This window comes from Arthrobacter sp. BB-1 (assembly GCF_006151685.1).
Lineage (GTDB): Bacteria > Actinomycetota > Actinomycetes > Actinomycetales > Micrococcaceae > Arthrobacter.
This window is the reverse complement of the sequence record NZ_VDEV01000018.1, coordinates 1-19614: the sequence shown is the minus strand read 5'-3', so window position 1 is coordinate 19614 and position 19614 is coordinate 1. Positions and strand designations below refer to the sequence as shown.

Sequence of the window (19614 nt, the reverse complement as noted above, 5' to 3'; positions counted from 1 at the left end):
TTAGCGGCGGGCGACGGCGGTGTACCGGCCGGCGTTTTCGCTGACGTCCAGGTCCAGGCCGAAGGTCTTGCTGAGGTTCTCCGCTGTCAGGACATCCGCAATGGCGCCCGCGGCGACCACTCCGCCGTCGCGCAGCAGCATGGCGTGGGTGAAGCCCGGCGGGACTTCCTCGAGGTGGTGCGTCACCAGGACCATGGCGGGTGCGGCCTCGTCCTGCGCGAGTTCCCCCAGTTTGTGGACGAGTTCCTCGCGGCCGCCCAGGTCCAGGCCGGCTGCCGGTTCGTCAAGCAGCAACAGCTCGGGGTCGGTCATGAGGGCGCGGGCAATCTGGACACGCTTACGCTCCCCCTCGGACAGGGTTGCGAAGGTCCTGTTCAGCAGCGGCCCCATCCCCCAGTCGTTGAGCAGGCGGAAGGCCCGCCGTTCGTCGTCGCGCTCGTAGCCCTCGCGCCAGCGGCCGGTGACGCCGTAGGCAGCGGTGACCACGACGTTGAGGACGTTCTCCTGTTCGGGAATCTGGGTTGCGAGTGCGGCAGAGGAGAGGCCGATCCGGGGACGGAGCTCGAAGACGTCCGTGCGCCCGAGGATTTCGTCAAGGATGCCGGCTTTGCCGCTGCTGGGGTGGAGCCGGGCTGCAGCTATTTGCAGGAGCGTGGTCTTGCCGGCGCCGTTGGGGCCGAGGATCACCCAGCGTTCACCTTCATTGACCTCCCAGTCGACTTTGTCCAGCAGGGTCTTTTTGCCTCGGACAACGCTGACGGAAGCCAATTCCAGAACATCACTCATAGGAATAGACACTAGGACAAAAAAGAGGCTGACTGATAACTGGTCATGGTGCCGGAAAGTCGCATCAGGAAGGGCCGGCGCGAATGCTTCACCAAAGTAGGGTGGCTTCATGACGGAGGCACTAGTCCAGGCCGCATACTCGAGCCGCGCTGCCGAGTACATTGCACGCTTCGGGGACGTGGAGTCAGCACACCCGGCAGACCGGCAACTCATTGCTAAATGGGCTGGAGCCGTCGTCGGGCCAGTGCTGGATGTAGGCTGCGGGCCCGGGCACTGGACGAAATTCCTCGCGGACCGGGGGGCCGTCGTCGAGGGAATCGATTTGGTGCCGGCGTTCATTGAGCAGGCAAAAGTCCGGTTTCCTGGGATTCCCTTCCGCGTCGCCTCCCTTACAAGCCTTGGAGCCCCGGCGGGCGCGGCCGCCGGCATCCTTGCCTGGTACTCACTGATCCACCTTGAACCCAACGAGGTTCCTCCCGTCCTCCAGGAGCTGGCGAGGTCCCTGACCTCGGGCGGGGATCTCCTGGTGGGCTTGTTTGAGAGCCCGGAAATCCAGAGGTTTTCGCATGCCATAACGCCTGCCTACTCATGGCCAGTCAAAGGCGTTACCAAGCTGCTCGAATCCACTGGCTTCGAAACAGTTTCCATTGAGAGACGAACTGGCACCGGCCATCGGCCGCATGCCGCAATCAGTGCCCGCCTTGCCTGACCACGAGCGGCCAGGCTACAGGCTGGGAGCCTGATCCCGGCTGGCGCCTATTCCGCCAGTTGGGTGAGGACGATCGGACCGGAATCGGTGACGGCTACGGTGTGCTCCGAGTGCGCCGTCCGGCGGCCATTGGAACTGCACAGCGTCCACCCGTCCGGAGCGGTGACGAGCTCACTGGTGCCGTCCATGATCCACGGTTCTATTGCCAACAGCAGCCCCGGGCGAAGCACGTATCCGCGGCCGGGTTTACCGGTATTCGGAATGTGCGGGTCCTGGTGCATGGTGCTCCCGACGCCGTGTCCGCCGAACTGGGTGTTGACCTGGAACCCTGCCGCTTCAAGCACCGAGCCGATCGCGTGGGAGATGTCTCCGATGCGGGCGCCCGGCTGCGCGGCACCGATACCAGCCAGCAGAGCCTTCTCAGTGGCCTCGATCATGTGAAGGTCTCCGGGCGCAGAAGACTGCCCTACAACAAAGCTGATTGCGGAGTCGGTAACCCACCCGTCAACACCCGCGGCGAAATCAAGCGTCAGCAGGTCACCATCCCCTAACACGTAGTCATAGGGCAGCCCGTGCAGAACGGCATCGTTGACTGAAGTGCAGATGACTTTCCCAAAGGGGCCACGCCCAAACGAGGGAGCATAGTCGACGTAGCAGGAGCGCGCCCCCGCGGCCTCGATCATGGAAGCAGCCCAGTCGTTGATTTCCAGGAGGTTCGTCCCCGGCCGGATTCTGTCCCTCAGCGCCGCCAGGGTCTTGGCCACGAACTGGCCTGAAACACGGGCCTCGTCCACTTCGCGGGGCGTGAGCAGCTCAATCAAGTGGTCCTCCATCTACTTACCGCTATTCTCCCTCAATTCAGCAAGGCGACCCTGGGGACATCTTCGGACGAAAAACCTAAAGCTTCGTTTGACCATCCCGCACCTGCCGCGGACCGCAATGAATTCAAGGGACCCCTCCCCCGCTGGCTAAGATTGCAGGCATGACTTCGAACGTGACTGCGGTCAGCTACGGCCTGAAACTGTCTCCAACCGGGCTGGAGCAGCTCCGTTCCATCTTCACTGCGCACGGCGCCGCCGTGCTGTCCGAGGCCAGCCTTGGCGACGAGCGGTACCAGGTCCACGTCGCGGACCTGGCGCTTCCCGATGCCACGGCCGCTGGCCTCGCTGCCCTCCGCCATGCAGTGGCGGAGGCCTCCATCAGCGGGATGGACACCGCACTGGTCCCTGCCGGTCTGCGGTCAGCGGAACGCAAGCTCCTGATCATGGACGTGGACTCCACCCTGATCCAGCAGGAGGTCATCGAACTCTTGGCCGCCTATGCAGGAAAACGCGAAGAAGTAGCCGCCGTCACCGAAGCTGCGATGCGCGGGGAACTGGACTTCGCCCAAAGCCTCCACGCCCGGGTGGCGGTTCTCGCGGGGCTGCCGGCCGACGTCGTCCATTCCGTTCGGCAGGAAGTAAAGCTGAGCCTGGGAGCCGGCGAACTGGTGGCCGCCTTCAAGGCCGCCGGCCACGTGGTTGCCGTTGTTTCGGGTGGTTTTAACCAGATCCTGGAGCCGATCGCCGATGAGCTGGGCCTGCACCACTGGCAGGCGAACGAGCTGGAGATCGTGGACGGCGCACTGACGGGCAAGGTGCTGGGCGCCGTTGTGGACCGGGCGGCCAAGGAAAAATACCTGCGTGAATGGGCAGCATCCGAGGGCATCGCGCTGGAGCACACCGTGGCCGTGGGCGACGGCGCCAACGACCTGGACATGCTGGGCGCGGCCGGCATCGGCATCGCTTTCAACGCCAAGCCCGCAGTGCGTGCCGTTGCCGACGCCGCCGTCAACATGCCGTACCTCGACGCCGTCAGGTACGTCGCCGGCGTCTGACACCCATTAACCGCGAGATGGGCCCACGGCGTCAGGGCGTGGATGGCGAGCAGTCCGCGCCAATGTCCGGAAGGGACATTGCCGCGGACTGCCGTGTCGTGTGGGGCAGCGCGGGGGCTAGCTTGTGGCCTGGCCGGCGCCCTTCCCGAAGTAGTCGGCGCCGCCGGCGTATTCGGTGTGGCCGGATTCGACGTCGGCCGTGGCCATGCTGGCCACCACCTCAGCGAACTCCTCCACGGAGTAAAGCTTTCCGGCCTCAGCGCGGCGGGCTTCGATGGCACCGGGGGTGGAGCGGTCCAGGAGCGTGGCGGTGACGGTGCCCTCGATCATGTCGCCGGACACCACCACCAGGGTGATGCCCTTCTCAGCCAGACTCGGGATGAGTTCGCGCAGGGCGTCCTCCCCGGCGCGCTTGCTGCGGGCAACGGGCTCGTAGGCTTCCATGGTGGGCACGGTGTTGATGAAGTGGGCCTGGTGGCTGGTCACGAACACCACGCGGGAGCCTTCCTTCATCAGGGGCACGGCGGCGTTGAGCATGTTGATCTGGGCGTCGCGGTTCAGCTTGAGTGCGTAGTCCTCGCCCATGCCGGTTTCCATGCCGCCGGAGGCGTTCAGCACCAGGATGTCCAGCGAGCCGAAGTTTTCCATGGCGGCGCTGGCGAGGGCCTGCACGCCCTCCTGGCTGGTGAGGTCGGCGCCCACTGCCACGGCCCGGCCGCCGTCGGCCTCGATGCCCTGCACCACCTTGTTGGCGCGTGGAGCCTTCTGGCGGTAGTTGACCACGACGGCGGCGCCCTCCTTGGCCAGGTTCTTCGCCACCTCCGCGCCGATGCCGCGGGAGGATCCGGTCACGATGGCAGTCTTGTTATCCAGCAGTCCCATGCGGGCTCCTTTGTCTGAAACGTCTAAATTGCTGATGGCCTGCAGTCCATCATGCCAGCGGCCTTGGCCAATTCCCTTGTGTGACCCACACAAAGAAGGGCCGTGCTGCTAGTTGGCCGCTACTGTCAGTGGCCCATGCCCAGGCCGCCGTCCACGGGGATAACGGCTCCCGAGATGTAGGCTGCCTCGTCGCTGGAGATCCAGCGGACAACGTTGGCAACCTCGGACGCCTCGGCAAAGCGGCCTGCCGGAATGCTGGACAGGTAGTCCTTCTGGGTGGCTTCGGGAAGCTCGGCGGTCATGTCCGTGTTGATGAAGCCCGGGGCCACCACATTGGCCGTGATGCCGCGGGACCCAAGCTCACGCGTCAGGGAACGGGCGATGCCCACCAGGCCTGCCTTGGACGCCGAGTAGTTGATCTGGCCTGGCGCCCCGTACAGGCCGGACACGGAGGAAATCAGGACAACGCGGCCCTTGCGCAGCCGGATCATGCCCTTGGAGGCGCGCTTGATGACGCGGAACGCACCGGTGAGGTTGGTGTCGATGACGGACGTGAAGTCGTCCTCGCTCATGCGCAAAAGCAGGGTGTCCTTGGTGATTCCGGCGTTGGCCACCAAGACCTCCACGGGACCGTGGGCCGCTTCCACCTCTTTGAAGGCTGCGTCCACGGAGGCCTCGTCCGTGACATCCGCTTTGACGCCCAGGATACCTTCCGGCAGCTTCGATTCGCTGCGGTAGGTCACGGCAACCTTGTCGCCGTTGGCCAGGAACGCCTCGGCGATGGCCAGTCCGATACCGCGGTTGCCGCCGGTTATCAGGACGCTGCGGGGAGCGGATGCTGCTTCAGTCATGGAGGGGCTCCGGGATTCTGCGGCGCGCTGGGGCCGCGGTAGGTAGGGGTAGCTTGGCTGACTTCGATCTTAGCGTCCGGCCCTGTCCGGGTTTGGGTGCCACTGCCGATGGTGAGAGAATTGAGCTAAGCCTTTGGAGCGTGATAAATCACCGTGACCCTTGAAAACCATGCGGGACAATCCGCGCCCGGGGAACCTGGCAGGTTCTCCGGTGACGCGGAGGTCCACAGCATCACGCATGCTGCCGCGGCCCATTCGGAGGACATGCGGCAGCGCATGATCAAGTACGCCCTGGCCATGGGAATCCGCATGGTGTGCCTGATCCTGATCTTCGTGGTGGACGGCTGGTTCAAGATCATCGCGGTGGCCGGAGCAGTCTTCCTGCCCTGGATTGCGGTGGTCATAGCCAACGGCAGCGATAAAGCGGAAGGGCACAGCGACCTGCTGCTGGACTCTGCACCGCTGGCGGAACTCGAGAGCCCGCCCCCGTCCGCCGGCGGGGAGCACGGCAGCGAGGTCCTTCAGGGCGAGCTGATTGAGGACGACGACGAAACAACATCCGGGCAGGAGCGGAAGGCATCATGAGCATCTTTGATTTCGCTGCCGGCACCAATCCCCCGATGGCCGACGCCGGAGCCATCTGCTCCCGCAAAGCGTGCCGGGTGCAGGCGTCCTGGCAGCTCCTGTGGAACAACCCGAAGATCCACACCCCCGAGCGCCGCAAAACCTGGCTGGCCTGCGCGGACCACCGGGACTGGCTGGAAGACTACCTCCAAACGAGGGGGCTGTGGAAGGAAACCCTCCCCCTTGTGGACTACCTTGCCCCCGGTGACCTGGAGCAGGACAACTGAATGTACCGTTTCCTCTTCTCCAGCAAGTGGCTGGGTTATCTTCTGCTGGCCGCGGTCTTTGCCTCCGCCTGCGTGTTCCTGGGCCGCTGGCAAATGGACCGGCGCGCGGAGACCCTCGCGGAGATCAACCGCGTCGTCACCAACTACTCCGCGGCGCCCATTCCGTTCGCGGACGCCAAGGAACAATTCAGGCGGCTGGACCCCGCCATGGAGTGGACACAGGTGGAGCTCCGGGGAACCTATCTTGTCGAGGGCCAGCGCGTGGTCCGGAACCGTCCGCTCAACGGCCAGCCTGGCTACGAAGTGGTGGTCCCGTTCCGGCTGACCACGGGTGAAACCGTCGTGATCGACCGTGGGTGGCTGCCTATCGGCAACCGGAATCCCGGCAGCCCCGACTCGGTGCCGGCGCCCCCTCCCGGTGAGGTGACCGCCGTCGTCCGCTTGAAGCATCCCGAGCCCGAACTCCAGCGGGGCGCGCCGGAGGGCCAGCTCGCGTCCATCGACCTTCCCGCCTATTCCGCCCAGCTTGGATACCCGCTGCTGGCCGGCGCGTACGGCCAGCTCGCGTCGGAGACGCCGCCTGCGGCGGAGATGCCGTTCCCCTTCCTGAAGCCCTCCACGGAGGAAGGCACACACCTTTCCTACTCGCTGCAGTGGTTTGCGTTCGGCGTCCTGATGTTCGTCGGCTTCGGCTACGCGGCACGGCAGCAGGCGCGCAATGCGGCCATTGATGCAGAGGACGACGACGAGACCCCCGAAGGTGCGCCCCGCACGGCGTCCGGGGCACCCAGCCGTCGTCCTTTGCCTGCTCCGAAGAAGCGTAAGAAGGCCACGTCGGAAGAAGAGGAAGACGCGCTCCTTGATGCGCAGGGGTTCTGAGCGTCTTCCGTTTCGCGCCGTCGATTGCGTCTGCGTCCATGGATGCGTTCGCTCCGCACCGTGGGTGATTTCCCGCGTGCTGGCTCGTTCCTCGCCTTTGACGCACGCTACATAAATCACCCACGCTGCTGCGCTGGTGCCCCCGGCCAACGTGCAATCCACGACGGCGGGCCTGGCGCTCATAGTTGGCCCGGCGTTCGGTCCCGGGGGTTAGAAACAGGCAGGATCCGCCGTGCCTCCCCGGACTTCGTCCTGCATCACACCGGCCAACCGGTAGGCGGTGTGGCGCCGGTGGGCCACTCGGCCAAGATCCGGGCCCTCCTGGACGTGAGCCTCCAGGAGCACCAACTCCTCTGGGCGGGAGCGGGAGACCACCACTCGATGTTCAGCATCACCTATGAAGAATTGCGAAGAATCACCGACGCCAGCGAACTGGCGGTCCGATAGCGCGTCCAAAGGTGACCGGACCGCTAAGTGCCAGCGGCCGGATGATTTGTGTAGCTTGCGTCAGAGGCGAGGGACGAGCCAGCAAGCGGCAAATTACGCGGCCGGTGGTGCGGACGTAACCACCGGGCGGCCGGAGGCGAACTAAGCGAGCGTGATCAGGTCCAGGTAGTCTTCGTTCCAGTGGTCCTCGACGCCGTCGGGCAGCAGGACAACGCGCTCGGGGTTGAGGGCCTCGACTGCCCCTTCGTCGTGGCTGACCAGGACGACGGCGCCGCTGTAGTTCTTGAGGGCGCCCAGGATTTCGGCCCGGCTGGCGGGGTCGAGGTTGTTGGTGGGCTCGTCGAGGAGGAGCACGTTGGCGCTTGAGGCCACGATGGTGGCCAGGGCGAGACGCGTCTTTTCGCCGCCGGAGAGGACACCGGCGGGTTTGTCGACGTCGTCGCCGGAAAACAGGAACGAGCCCAGGATGCCGCGGACTTCTGCATCCTTCATGTCCGGGGCGGCGGAGCGCATGTTTTCCAGGACGGTGCGGTCTACGTCGAGGGTCTCGTGTTCCTGGGCGTAGTAGCCCACCTTCAGGCCGTGCCCGGCAATGACGTCCCCGGTGTCGGGCTTGTCGACGCCCGCAAGCATCCGTAGAAGGGTGGTTTTGCCGGCACCGTTGAGTCCGAGGATGACCACCTTGGACCCGCGGTCGATGGCCAAATCCACATCAGTGAAGATCTCCAGGGAACCGTAGGACTTGCTCAGGCCCTCGGCGGTAAGCGGGGTGCGGCCGCACGGCGACGGATCCGGGAAGCGCAGCGCCGCCACCCGGTCCTGCTCGCGGACAGCCTCCAGGCCGCTCAGCAGGCGCTCGGCGCGCTTGGCCATGTTTTGTGCCGCAACGGCCTTGGTTGCCTTCGCCCGCATCTTATTGGCCTGGTCAAACAGGACCTGGGCCTTCTTCTCGGCATTGGCGCGTTCGCGCTTGCGGGCACGTTCATCGGTTTCGCGCTGTGTGAGGTAGCGCTTCCAGTCCATGTTGTAGAAGTCGATCTGCGCACGGTTGGCGTCCAGCAGGAACACCTTATTAACGGTGGCTTCAAGGAGTTCCGTGTCGTGGCTAATGACTATGAGCCCGCCCTGGTGGTTTCTCAGGAAGTCACGGAGCCATGCGATGGAGTCGGCATCGAGGTGGTTGGTGGGCTCGTCGAGGAGCATGGTCTCGGCATCTGAGTACAGGATGCGCGCCAGCTCCACGCGCCGCCGCTGTCCGCCGGAGAGCGTTTTGAGCGGCTGGTTCAGCAGCCGGTCCGGGAGGGCGAGGTTGGAGCAGATCGCCGCGGCCTCAGCCTCAGCGGCGTAACCGCCGGCGGCCAGGAACTCGGACTCGAGCCGGTCGTAGCGGTTCATTGCCTTGCGCTGGACGGCAGCATCCTCGCTGGCCATCTCCTCGTGCGCCACGCGGAGCTTGCCGAGGGCGATGTCCAGGCCCCGGACGGACAGGATCCGGTCCCTCGCGAGCTGTTCCATGTCCGGCGTGCGCGGGTCCTGCGGAAGGTAGCCAATTTCGCCGGTGCGGGTGACCTTGCCGGCGGCCGGGAGCCCTTCTCCCGCGAGCACCCGGGTGAGCGTAGTCTTCCCGGCGCCGTTCCGGCCCACCAGCCCGATCTTGTCTCCCTTGTCGATGCGGAAGCTCACCTGGTCCATCAGCAGCCGGGCGCCGGCACGCAGTTCAAGGTCCTGGACAGTAATCAAAGCAGGTAAAGCCTTTCACAGCAGGGATAAGCCGCCGCCCAGTGCGTCTGTGGTGGGCGTGGGCGGCAATGGCCGGAGAACGGCCCACCCAAGTCTACCGTTGAACGCGCTGAGGAACGCTACTTCGAGACGGGTCTCACGGACTGGGAATACCCGGACCAGGACAGCGTTGCCCGCGTTTGGATATCACCCCGCCGCGTACACGCGGACCCAATCAACCCGCATTTCCGCGGCTCCGTCGGCACTGCTGTCAGGGAACCAGTCCAGCTGTAATGTCTGGTGCATCGGCCCCGGAGGCTGATGCGTAGGGTCGGTGTCTTCAAACCACTTGATTCCATCGATATAGCCGACGATCCCGCGCGACGACCAGTCAACCGCGTAGTTGTGAAACTGGGTTACGTCCAGAGGCCTGGAAGCCTGCGTTTGCAGGTTCGAACATCCATAGTGGTGGAAGAAGTTGATGACGTTCCAGTCGCCAATGGTCTCCGCGTAGTCAATCTCGCCATCACACGGCCAATTCTCGCTGTCGGGCCACAGGATGGACACCAAGTGGTATTCGTTATCACCGGACCCGGCCGCGCGTACTTCCCACCGCCCGTACTTCTGGTTTGCGAACTTCGCGCCCATTCCGGCGGTCGTGCCATCGGGAGTTCCTGTGATGACCATTTTGGAACCGTCCACGGTGACCTGCTGCGGGCTCCGGTAACCGTTGCCCGCGTGACCCGCGCTGTTATAGACATTCCACTTCGTGGCATCGGGCGCGCCGGAATAATTGAACTCGTCCCCGGCCACACGTGCGCCCCACCCATGTATTACGGCCGCCTCGGTGGAGGTCACCGTGTCAGGCGCGGTCGTCACCACAAGCCTTGGGCGCAGGGCCGAGTTCGACGATTCCCTTGACTTGAACCCAATCCATTTCCGGGCATTGCTTTCCAGCTTGAAGTTTTGCTCGCCGCCTTTGGGATTGACGCCCTTCGTCACATCCCATTCAACCCAGGAACCACTCGCGAAACCGCCGGCCTTCCCGAGCCACGTGCCGCGGGCCGGTGCGTTATTCCACGTGACGCCCCTCTCGGTCCAGCCGCCCGATGTGGTGTAGACATCAACGAACTCAGTGGAAGTCGTGGAGGCCTCGGAATACGCACGAAGCTTGGCTGATACAACATGTTCGCCGGCGGGCACCTGCACGGAGAACCGCAGGAGCGAGTTCCGCCAGATATACGCACGGCCTTCTGTAGACAAACGGACACTGGTTCCAAAGTTCGAAGTCGCCTTGTCGGCTTGCACGTAAGCGTCCATGACTAAAGAGGTCGTCGCTGCGGCATTTGCGGTTGTTGGCGCAAGAATTCCGAACAAAAGCAGAATGGACGATGCACCCGCTGCGCATTTACGCCGAAGCATCATGCCGCGCCGTTTCTGCTGAGTTGGCAAAGCCAGGAGGCTCGTAGCTTTCATGTTCGTCGCTATTTCTCTTAGGACTGTGATGTACCCGGCTGCCTGAACCAACGTCGACCCAGAAACAACGACGGCTAAATGCGAGCTATGTCACAGCGTAAACCTGGAGAAATACGCGGGCAATCAATCCCCTATACCCGAGTTTTGGGAGCCGGTGAATAACCTAAACCCGATGAGTGAATGGACGCATCGGCGGCAGAAATTAGGTAGTTCCAGCCGATGTTCGGGTATCCGGCCTTATTCTGGGCGGGTTTGACCACAGCTAGGATTCCTCTACGACGCCGAATGCTGCTGGGGTGTGGGGCGTCTGTGTCAGACGTCCGGTGCGCTTGTGCAGCGCACCGGCCAACGGATAGGAAATCCATGGCTCACACGGCTGCTGTTCGACGTTCCCGGCACATAGGCGGATACTTGCGCCACGCCCCCACGCTGCTCCGGCTCCTGCTTGTCGCGGTTTTGGCTGCAGCCCTCGCAGGCCTCAGCGTACTCACCGCCCCGCGGGCGCATGCGGCGGACGTCCTGGTGACTCCCTCGGCAGAGACAACACCGGTTCCGAGTTCCAGTGACGCGGCAGACGACACCGCGATCTGGATACACCCCACGGATCCGTCGCAGAGCGTGGTGATCGGTACCGACAAGCTAAGTACCGGAGGTGTGGGGGTCTACGACCTGTCGGGGCGCCAGTTACATTTCTACTTGCACGGCAGTATGAACAACGTCGATCTCCGGTACAACTTTCCGCTGGGCAGTGAGCGCATCGCCCTCGTCGGCGTGACGGAGAGGAACGTGGAGTCGACCGGCGTCCGGTTCTACAAGGTGAACGTCGCTGACCGGTCCCTGACAGAGGTGGGGCGCATCAGCACGCCGGGCAGGCCTCGCGGCTTCGGAATGTATCACTCCCCCGTCTCGGGGAAGTATTACGCCTTTGTTCATGACTTCAATACGAATGTGATTACCCAGTTCGAGTTGGACGGTTCCAATGGAGCGGTCCGTGGGACTGCCGTACGTTCTTTCGACAACGGCGACAGCTCCGAGGGCATTTCGGCCGATGATGAGCTGCAACGTCTGTATGTGTCCGAGGAGAAAGTCGGTTTGTGGCGATACGGAGCTGAGCCGGGGGACGGTTCAACCCGGTCACTTGTGGACCGTACTGTGGCAACCGGTGGGCGGATAGTGGAGAACGTCAAGAATTCCGCCATTTATTATGGCCGGCAGGGGACCGGTTATTTGATTATATCGAGCCAGGGTGGATCCAACTTCGTCGTCTACAACCGCGGTGACAACGCCTTCGTCGGCTCCTTCAAGATCGCCACCGGAGGCGGCGTCGACGGTGTCAATGGGCAGGACGGGATTGATGTCACCAATTTCCCGCTCGGACCTTCCTATCCCGCTGGGCTCTTCACAAGCCAGGACCACAACAATACTGATGCGGGCAACGGCAACAGTGGCAACCAAAACCACAAGCTCGTCTCCTGGCAGCAGATTGCCGACGCGTTCAGCCCCCGGCTGCTTGTGGACACCACTTTTGACCCGCGGCAGATAGGAGCAGAGGGCGGCGGAGGAGGCAACCCCGGACCGGATACCACACCGCCTGATACGTCGATTACAGGTGGTCCATCAGGGACCAGTGCCAGCACTTCACCTGAGTTCACCTTCACTGCGACGGAGCCTGGCACGTTCGAGTGTGCCTTGGATGGGGGCGCCTTCGAAGGATGTACGTCACCCAAGAGATATGCTGATCTCGCGGTTGGCTCGCACGTCTTCGCGGTTCGGGCGACCGACGCAGCCGGCAATGCGGACCCAACTCCTGCGGAGCGGACTTGGCTGATCGACACCTCGGCGCCCCAAACGGAGACCTTGACGGCAGCAGCGGACGCCTATGTTTCCAGCGGGGCGCTGACCACGAACTACGGGACGGCGCCCAAGCTCGCCGTGGACAACAGCCCGGTGGAGAACGCCTACCTGAAGTTTGATCTGTCGGCACTCGCCGGAAAGACGGTCGTCAGCGCGAAGCTCCAGTTGCGGGCTACGACCAGCGGCTCAACGGGTACGCAGAACGTCAGGCTGGTTACGGACGACACGTGGACGGAGAGCGGCCTCACCTACGGCTCCAGACCAGCTTTGGGCAGCAGTGTGCTGGGCAGTCTTGGACCGGTCGCGGCGAACACCAATTATGAAGTGACATTGACTGCGTCAGCTCTGCAGGGAGAGCTGGGCGGCATCCTGTCCCTGGGCATCAACACCACCAGCAACGACGGGGCCGACTTCGGCTCCAGGGAGACCACGACCCCACCAAAGCTGGTGCTCCAGCTTGGATCGGGCACGGGGACCCCGCCACCTGCGGATACCACCGCACCCACGGTGACCTCAGTGACGCCGGTAGAGAACGCATCAGATGCAGCGGTCACCGGAAATGTCACGGCTACGTTTTCGGAAGCCATGGATCTGACGACGGTCAACAACACGACCTTCACTCTGTCCGAGGGGACGTCAACGACTCCTGTGGGCGCGGCGGTCACCCTCAGCAACAACACCGCCACATTGGATCCCACGGACAATCTCAAACCTGCCACGCAGTACACCGCGAGGGTCAGCGGAGCGAAAGATTCCGCCGGCAACACAGTCGTGGCCAAGACGTGGACTTTCACTACAGCCGCAGCTACCACGCCCTCGGAGACGGTGACGTTGACGGCCATAGCGGATACCTATGTTTCCAGCGGGGCGACGACGACGAACTACGGAACGGCGGTGAAGCTCGCCGTGGACAACAGTCCAGTCGAGAACGCCTACCTGAAGTTCGATCTTTCCGCTTTCGCAGGCAAAACGATCGTCAGCGCGAAGCTCCAATTGCGGGCTACGACCAGCGGCTCAGTGGGAACACAGAACGTCAGGTTCGTCACGGACGACACATGGGCCGAGACCGTCCTCACGTACGGCACAAGGCCGGCCCTGGGCAGCAGCATCCTGGGCAGCCTCGGACCAGTCACGGCGAACACCAATTATGAAGTGACACTGACGGCGTCAGCCCTGCAGGGAGAGCTCGGCGGCCTCCTGTCGCTTGGTATGAACGCCACCAGCAGCGACGGGGCCGACTTCGGTTCCAGGGAGACTACGACCCCGCCAAAGCTGGTGCTCCAGCTGCAATAGAACCGCAAGCGATCACAGCTGCACCAGGTTCAGGGCCCCAGCGCGCCAACAGTTCTCCCCAGGAAGCCATCCTGGTGGAACTGCACGGCACGGGTGTCCGCGTGCTCGACCGTGCACGCCCCAAGGAAGCCCCCGAGGCTACTAGGGAACCAACAGAGCCATTGCGTGGTGTAATCCGTGGGCCAGTTGTGCCCAGCCCTCATCGGCCGGGGCCTGCTTTAGTAGGCCCCCTACAAAATAGGCATCACCGCGCCCCGGTAACGTCGGGATTACACCAGATGCCGCTTGTACAACCCCGACAGGACCGCCATGAGCAACACCAAAACCGCCGTCAACACCACCCCTAAAGCCCAGCGCCGCCGCTGGAACGCCACCGACCTGGGCCTGATCGCCGTCTTCGCAGCCCTTGTGGCCGGCGCGGCCCTGGTTCCCGGCCTGGCCGTAAACGGCTTCGGCGTCCCCATCACCTTCCAGACCCTCGCGGTGATGCTCACCGGCCTGGTCCTGGGCCCCGGAAGGGGCTTCGCCGCCGTCGGCCTGTATACCCTGCTGGGCCTCGCAGGCCTTCCGATCTTCAGCCAGGGCCGCAGCGGGCTGGGCATCCTCGCCGGTCCCTCCGCCGGCTACATCATCGCTTTCCCCATCGCCGCCCTGGTGGTGGGTTGGCTTGCGATCGCAGTAATCCGCCGCACCACCAAAGTCCGTGCCCTCTGGCTTTTCCTTGCCGCCATGGCCACCAGCGTGCTGGTGGTGCACTCGCTCGGTGTCGCCGGCATAGCCCTCAACACAAAGGCAACCTTGGTGCAGGCGTTCGTGAGTGACCTGGTCTTCTATCCCGGGGACATCATCAAGAACGTCCTCGCCGCCGTCATCGCCGTGGCCCTCCATCGCGCCTTCCCGGACATCCTGGTCCGCCGCGTCCGCCGCGGCGCGGCACCAACCATCACTACCCAGGCCGCCAATTCCCAGACCACCACAGCCTAGGACCAGCCGGCCATGCCCTCCGTCACCTTTGACCAGGTAACAGTCGCCGTCGAAACGGACCACTCCCGCGAGCCGAAAGTCCTTCTCGACGCCGTTAACCTTAAACTCACGGAACGCCGCGTGGGCGTCATCGGGGCCAACGGCTCCGGTAAGTCCACGCTGCTGCGGCTGGTCAACGGCCTGGTCCAGCCAACGGAAGGCCGGGTGGCGGTCGACGGCGACGACACAGTACGTGCCGTCCGGAATGTCAGGCGGAACGTGGGCTTTGTCTTCACCGATCCCCTCTCCCAGTTGGTGATGCCCACCGGCCGGGAGGACGTGGAGCTTTCGCTCCGCCGCTCGGTTAAGAACGCCACCGTGCGGCGCAACCAGGCTGAAGCGGCCCTCGAACGGATGGGGCTGCTGCACCTGGCCGACCAAAGCATCTACGAACTCTCCGGCGGCGAGCGGCAACTGATGGCGCTCGCCGCCGTCCTGGCCGTGAACCCCAACGTCCTGGTACTTGATGAACCCTCCACCCTCCTGGACCTCCGCAACCGTGAACTCCTTCGAAGGAGCCTGGCGGGACTGGACCAGCAGATCATCATGTCCACGCACGACCTTGACCTGGCCCTCGAAATGGACCGCGTGCTGGTCATTGACCAAGGGAGAACCGCGTTCGACGGCGCCCCTGCGGAAGCTGTCGCGATATACCGCGCCCTGTGCATGGACGGCCTCCACACCACGGAACCGGGCACCCGGTGAGGGGCCACGGTTTCCTCCTGGCCAATTACGTGCCGGGGGACTCCCTGGTCCACCGGGCGCCGCTGGCGCTGAAGTTCCTGCTGGTATTCGGCTGCGGCCTGGCCTCGTTCATCATCCAGGACTGGCTCATCTCGGCGGCAGTACTCGGCGGGCTCAGCGGGCTCTTCCTGCTCACCGGCGCCGGTCTTGGGCGGCTCTGGGGTGCCGTCCGGCCGCTCGCCGCCGTGCTGCTGGCCATCGGCGTATTCCAGTGGTGGCAGCTGGGAGCACCAACAGCAGCAAGGATCGTCCTGAATATCCTGGTCTGCGTCATGGCCGCGTCACTGCTCACCGCCACCACCCCGGTCCAGCAGCTCCTGGACGGAGTGGTCAAAGCAGCCACCCCCTTCAGGAGACTTGGTGCGGACCCCGAGCGGTTCGCACTGACGATCGGCATCATGCTGCGCAGCATCCCCTACATCGCCGGCACGTTCGCCGACGTCCGGGATTCCGCCCGGGCCCGCGGCCTGGAACGCAACCCCCGCGCGCTGATCCTGCCAGTCTTCATCGCCTCGGTGGCTTTTGCCCGCCAGACGGGCGAGGCGCTCGCCGCCCGAGGCCTGGGCGAAGCCGAGGACTGAGCCCAGGGATTACCTACAAGTGCCGGTATTCCAGCAGCGCGGCTGTACCCATGCCTCCAGCACTGCTGATCATGGCCAGGGCCAGGCTTCCCGGTGTTCCGTTCCTCCGCGCCTGCGCCAGCACGCGGGTCACCAGGACAGCCCCGGACGCCCCGTACGCGTGCCCCAAAGCCAGCGCCCCGCCGTCGAGGTTTACCCGCCCGCCATCAATCCCCAACTGGTCCAGACAGGCAAGCGTCTGTGAGGCGAAGGCTTCGTTGAACTCCACCAGTTCCAGTTCCTCGGCCCGCACGCGGGCGGCAGCCAGCACGTTCCCCGCCGCGGCTGTGGCGCCCACGCCCAGCACCTCGGGTTCCACTCCTGCCGTTCCGGCGCCCTTGACCAGCAGCCCATCCACGGCGCCCAGGTCCCGTGCCCGCTCAAGGGAGGTAATGACGACGGCGGAGGCGGCATCCGCGTCGAAGCACGAGTTCCCCGCGGTGACGGTTCCCCCGTCCACGAAGGCGGCCGGGAACCGGGACATCACTGCGGGGTTCAGCCCCCGGCGTGGGCCATCGTCGGCAGCAACAGTCCCGGCTTGGGTATGCAGGGGAACCAGTTCGCCGTCGAAATACCCGGCCTCAGAGGCGCCAAGCGCCAGGCGGTGGCTCCGCAGGGCGAAGGCGTCCTGCCGCTCCCGGCTGATGCCGAACCTCTGGGCCACGGTTTCTGCCGCCACACCCATGTCCGGATCGCCGAAGCTTTCCGGCACGAACTGTGCGCGCCGGTAGAACTCCGGCCCGCCGTCGTTGTTCCTGTATGCGCGCAGGGGCGCCGTACTGGTGCTCTCCACTCCCCCGGCAAGGAACAGCGGGCCACCGCCCGCAGCCACCAGCCGTGAAGCGAGGACGATGGCGTCCAGCCCCGAACCGCACTGGCGGTCCACGGTGACGCCGGGAACACTGACCGGCAACCCCGCCTCCAGCAAGGCAAGGCGCGCCACGTTTCCGCCGCCGCCCACGGCGTTGCCGATCACCACATCGGCGACAGCCGAACGCTCAACCCCGGCGGCGGCCAGGAGCCCGCGCAGGACGGGCGCCAGCAGTTCATGGGCGCGCAGTTTCTTGAGGGCACCGTTGCTGCGGCACACCGGGGTCCGCCGCGCGGCGATGATGACCGGCTGGCGTTCAGGAGGGAGCAGCTCAACCGCCAAGGCTGCGCACCCTTTGGTCCCGGGAGTGTATCCAGTCCAGCAGCAGGCTCCTGCTGACCTTGCCGCGGTCCGTGGTGGGCAGTTCGGACAGGAGGTAATACTGGAGCGGCCGCTTGTCCCGCGCCAGGATCTCTTCAAGTCCTGCCCGGAGCTGCGTTGCCGTGACCGCCCCGTGGGAGGGGAGAACACCGGCCACCACACGCTGGCCGCGCAGGTCGTCGGGCATTCCGGCAGCCACAGCGGCGGATACCCCGGGCACGGCTGACAGTGCCAGTTCAACCTCATGCGGATACACGTTCTTGCCTGCCGTGAGGATCATGTCCGCGCGGCGGCCCAGGATGTGGAGTTCCCCCTCGGCGAGATACCCCTGGTCCCCCACGGTGGACCAGCCGTCAAATGACTTCAGCGCCTGGCCGTCGTCGCCCCAGAGGTAGCCGTTGCTGACCATCGGGCTCCGGATGCAGATGTTCCCGGCCTTGCCGTCCGGAAGGGGCGTCCCGGTGTCATCGAGGATCCGGACCTCCACGCCCGGAAATGCCCGGCCGATGCCGGTCCCGCCGGGCACGGCAAGCTGGCGGGCGGGCAGCCCGGCCCCGGAAACAAAGCTCAGTTCCGAGGCGCCGTAGTACTCGAAGATGGTGGCGTTCGGGGCCCAGCGGCGCGCGGCCTCAAGGGTCCGGGCGTCCAGCTTTGAGCCGGCACAGATGATGGTGCGTACTCCGGAAGCGTCCACGCATCCGGCCAGGCCGCGCTCGCTGAGCATCCTCAGCATGGTGGGCACCAGCACCAGCCTGGTGACGCGGTCATGCGCGATGGCGGCATGGACGTCCCCGACGTCAAAGGATTCGAGGGTCTGGAACTCAGAGCCGGCATAGAGGCACTCTGCCAGGGCATAGAGGTTGAGGCTCGCGGCGAGCGGTCCGGGCGCCAGCGTCACGTCGTCCTGGCGGAGTCCAAAGAACTCGATCGAGGCGTCGAAGGATTCCTGCCAGGACCGCCGGGAGCGTGTGAAGGCTTTGGGCACCGAGGTGGTGCCGGACGTGAGGCCGATGAGGAAGGTGGACTCCGGCGCGCCATCGGCCAGGTCGTCGTCAGGCGACACCGCGGCCGGAAGTGCCGAGGCTTCGACACGCCCCCTGATGTCCTCCTGCAGTTGGAACGGCCATGCCGGGTCAAGGACCGCGCACTGGCGCCCGCCCGCCACGGCGGCGGCGAACCTGGTGGCAAAGTCAACCGAGTTTGCTTCACAGAGGGACGTCACGGACTTGGCGTGGGCCACCAGGTCCGTAGCGGATTCCCGGAATTCAGCCCATGAAAGGCGCCGTCCTGCAATCACGACGGCGGTGTCGTGCGGCCGTTCATCGGCCCAGCGCTGGATTCGGTTGAGGAAAGGCATCGGATCAACTTTACCGGCCGGCCCGGTTGAGCGGCGGGCGCGCGGGTAATGTGACTTTATGAGTTTCAACGACAATGTGCAGCTGGACCCCTCGCAGGTCCAGGACCGGCGCGGCATGGGCCGTGGAGTAAAAGTGGGCGGCGGCATCGGCGGTGGGCTCATCCTGCTCATTGCCACGCTCCTGGGCGTCAACCCCCAGCTGCTGGAAGGCCTGGCCGGCGCGGGCCAGGCGCCGCAGAGCCAGGGCACGGCTCCTGCCTGCCAGACCGGGGCGGATGCGGACGCCCGCGTGGACTGCCGCATCACCGGCACGGTGAACAGCCTGAACGCCTTCTGGCCTGCTTATCTGCAGCAGTACAACGTGAAGTACCCGCAGCCGGAGACGGTGATCTTCGAGCAGGGGGTCAGCACCGGCTGCGGCACGGCCTCCAGCGCGGTTGGACCGTTCTACTGCCCCACCGACACCACCGCCTACTTTGATCCCGGGTTCTTCCAGGAGCTCGTGGACCGGTTCGGTTCCTCCGGCGGGCCGCTGGCGCAGGAGTACGTGGTGGCCCACGAGTTCGGGCACCACATCCAGAACGTGCTGGGCAGCCTGGACCAGGCCCAGCAGGATCCGCAGGGTCCGGAATCCGGCGCTGTCCGGGTTGAACTGCAGGCCGACTGCTACGCCGGACTCTGGGCAAAGCACGCATCCACCCAGCCTGGTCCGGACGGCCAGCCCTTCCTGGAGCAACTCACCCAGCAGGACCTGAACGACGCACTGTCCGCCGCGTCCGCAGTTGGTGACGACCGGATCCAGGAGGCAGCCACGGGCCGGGTCTCTCCCGAGGCCTGGACCCACGGCTCCAGTGAGCAGCGCCAGCGCTGGTTCTACCGGGGCTACGAGACCGGGGACATCAACCAGTGCGACACCTTCTCTTCACCCTCGCTCTAACCCCGCATTTAGCCCCCTCGATTGCTCCGTAGGTGTCGTTTAGATCGCTGAAAGCGACAAATACGGAGCAGTGGATTGAGCTAAAGTACGACGACGGCCGCTCACCTTCCCAAGGAAG

At 64.8% G+C, this 19614-nt stretch carries 18 protein-coding genes and 1 pseudogene; 11 read left to right on the top strand and 8 right to left on the bottom strand.

The window, feature by feature from the left end; all coding sequences use genetic code 11:
* Complete coding sequence (locus tag FHJ30_RS10005; protein ID WP_139029150.1) at positions 1-786, bottom strand: ABC transporter ATP-binding protein; 786 nt, start codon at positions 784-786, stop codon at positions 1-3.
* Positions 787-895: 109 nt separating this feature from the next.
* Here FHJ30_RS10005 and FHJ30_RS10000 point away from each other — a divergent pair, with 109 nt between their 5' ends.
* On the top strand, positions 896-1495 hold the full coding sequence (locus FHJ30_RS10000; RefSeq protein ID WP_139029149.1) for a class I SAM-dependent methyltransferase: 600 nt from the start codon (positions 896-898) through the stop codon (positions 1493-1495).
* Between the two features lie 47 nt (positions 1496-1542).
* Here FHJ30_RS10000 and map read toward each other — a convergent pair whose 3' ends face one another.
* Positions 1543-2316 (bottom strand): type I methionyl aminopeptidase, encoded by a 774-nt coding sequence (gene map / locus FHJ30_RS09995; protein ID WP_139029148.1) that lies wholly within the window; start codon positions 2314-2316, stop codon positions 1543-1545.
* Between the two features lie 161 nt (positions 2317-2477).
* Between map and serB the strand changes: the two genes are divergently transcribed.
* Positions 2478-3371, top strand: coding sequence for a phosphoserine phosphatase SerB (gene serB / locus FHJ30_RS09990; RefSeq protein ID WP_139029147.1), 894 nt, complete (start codon positions 2478-2480; stop codon positions 3369-3371).
* 117 nt (positions 3372-3488) lie between these two features.
* Here the strand turns inward: serB and FHJ30_RS09985 are convergent, their stop codons facing one another.
* Both FHJ30_RS09985 and FHJ30_RS09980 read right to left on the bottom strand, forming a co-directional pair.
* Entirely contained in the window at positions 3489-4253 is a 765-nt protein-coding gene (locus FHJ30_RS09985; RefSeq protein ID WP_139029146.1) for an SDR family oxidoreductase, read from the bottom strand.
* Positions 4254-4378: 125 nt separating this feature from the next.
* Positions 4379-5104 carry a beta-ketoacyl-ACP reductase gene (locus FHJ30_RS09980; protein ID WP_139029145.1) on the bottom strand — a complete coding sequence of 242 codons (726 nt, stop codon included), beginning with the start codon at positions 5102-5104 and terminating at the stop codon, positions 4379-4381.
* A gap of 153 nt (positions 5105-5257) precedes the next feature.
* Between FHJ30_RS09980 and FHJ30_RS09975 the strand changes: the two genes are divergently transcribed.
* From FHJ30_RS09975 to FHJ30_RS09960, 4 genes and pseudogenes are all read left to right on the top strand, one after another.
* Complete coding sequence (locus FHJ30_RS09975; RefSeq protein WP_139029144.1) at positions 5258-5689, top strand: DUF3099 domain-containing protein; 432 nt, start codon at positions 5258-5260, stop codon at positions 5687-5689.
* Positions 5686-5955, top strand: a complete 270-nt coding sequence (locus FHJ30_RS09970) for a hypothetical protein (protein WP_139029143.1) — start codon at positions 5686-5688, stop codon at positions 5953-5955. The genes FHJ30_RS09975 and FHJ30_RS09970 overlap by 4 nt, the downstream gene beginning before the upstream one ends.
* Positions 5956-6834: an SURF1 family protein gene (locus FHJ30_RS09965; RefSeq protein WP_139029142.1), complete on the top strand. Its 879-nt coding sequence runs from the start codon at positions 5956-5958 to the stop codon at positions 6832-6834.
* A gap of 210 nt (positions 6835-7044) precedes the next feature.
* A pseudogene (locus FHJ30_RS09960) lies at positions 7045-7281 on the top strand (YbaK/EbsC family protein); the annotation flags it as partial.
* Positions 7282-7422: 141 nt separating this feature from the next.
* Here FHJ30_RS09960 and FHJ30_RS09955 read toward each other — a convergent pair.
* Positions 7423-9021 carry an ABC-F family ATP-binding cassette domain-containing protein gene (locus tag FHJ30_RS09955; protein ID WP_139029141.1) on the bottom strand — a complete coding sequence of 533 codons (1599 nt, stop codon included), beginning with the start codon at positions 9019-9021 and terminating at the stop codon, positions 7423-7425.
* 186 nt (positions 9022-9207) lie between these two features.
* Complete coding sequence (locus tag FHJ30_RS09950) at positions 9208-10476, bottom strand: DNRLRE domain-containing protein (RefSeq protein WP_228405941.1); 1269 nt, start codon at positions 10474-10476, stop codon at positions 9208-9210.
* Positions 10477-10887: 411 nt separating this feature from the next.
* On the opposite strand from FHJ30_RS09950, the gene FHJ30_RS21665 reads away from it, so the two are divergent.
* From FHJ30_RS21665 to FHJ30_RS09930, 4 genes are all read left to right on the top strand, one after another.
* Positions 10888-13623 carry a phytase gene (locus FHJ30_RS21665; protein ID WP_179997635.1) on the top strand — a complete coding sequence of 912 codons (2736 nt, stop codon included), beginning with the start codon at positions 10888-10890 and terminating at the stop codon, positions 13621-13623.
* Between the two features lie 309 nt (positions 13624-13932).
* A complete protein-coding gene (locus FHJ30_RS09940; RefSeq protein ID WP_139029139.1) occupies positions 13933-14607 on the top strand; it encodes a biotin transporter BioY in 675 nt (224 codons plus the stop codon).
* 12 nt (positions 14608-14619) lie between these two features.
* Entirely contained in the window at positions 14620-15351 is a 732-nt protein-coding gene (locus tag FHJ30_RS09935; protein WP_139029138.1) for an energy-coupling factor ABC transporter ATP-binding protein, read from the top strand.
* Entirely contained in the window at positions 15348-15971 is a 624-nt protein-coding gene (locus FHJ30_RS09930) for an energy-coupling factor transporter transmembrane protein EcfT (protein WP_139029137.1), read from the top strand. Before FHJ30_RS09935 ends, FHJ30_RS09930 begins: the two co-directional genes overlap by 4 nt.
* A 13-nt stretch (positions 15972-15984) precedes the next feature.
* Here the strand turns inward: FHJ30_RS09930 and FHJ30_RS09925 are convergent, their stop codons facing one another.
* A complete protein-coding gene (locus FHJ30_RS09925; RefSeq protein ID WP_139029136.1) occupies positions 15985-17163 on the bottom strand; it encodes a thiolase family protein in 1179 nt (392 codons plus the stop codon).
* Positions 17153-18559 carry a class I adenylate-forming enzyme family protein gene (locus FHJ30_RS09920; RefSeq protein WP_139029135.1) on the bottom strand — a complete coding sequence of 469 codons (1407 nt, stop codon included), beginning with the start codon at positions 18557-18559 and terminating at the stop codon, positions 17153-17155. Before FHJ30_RS09920 ends, FHJ30_RS09925 begins: the two co-directional genes overlap by 11 nt.
* Positions 18560-18617: 58 nt before the next feature.
* Here FHJ30_RS09920 and FHJ30_RS09915 point away from each other — a divergent pair, with 58 nt between their 5' ends.
* A complete protein-coding gene (locus FHJ30_RS09915) occupies positions 18618-19496 on the top strand; it encodes a neutral zinc metallopeptidase (protein WP_139029134.1) in 879 nt (292 codons plus the stop codon).
* Positions 19497-19614: the final 118 nt, after the last annotated feature.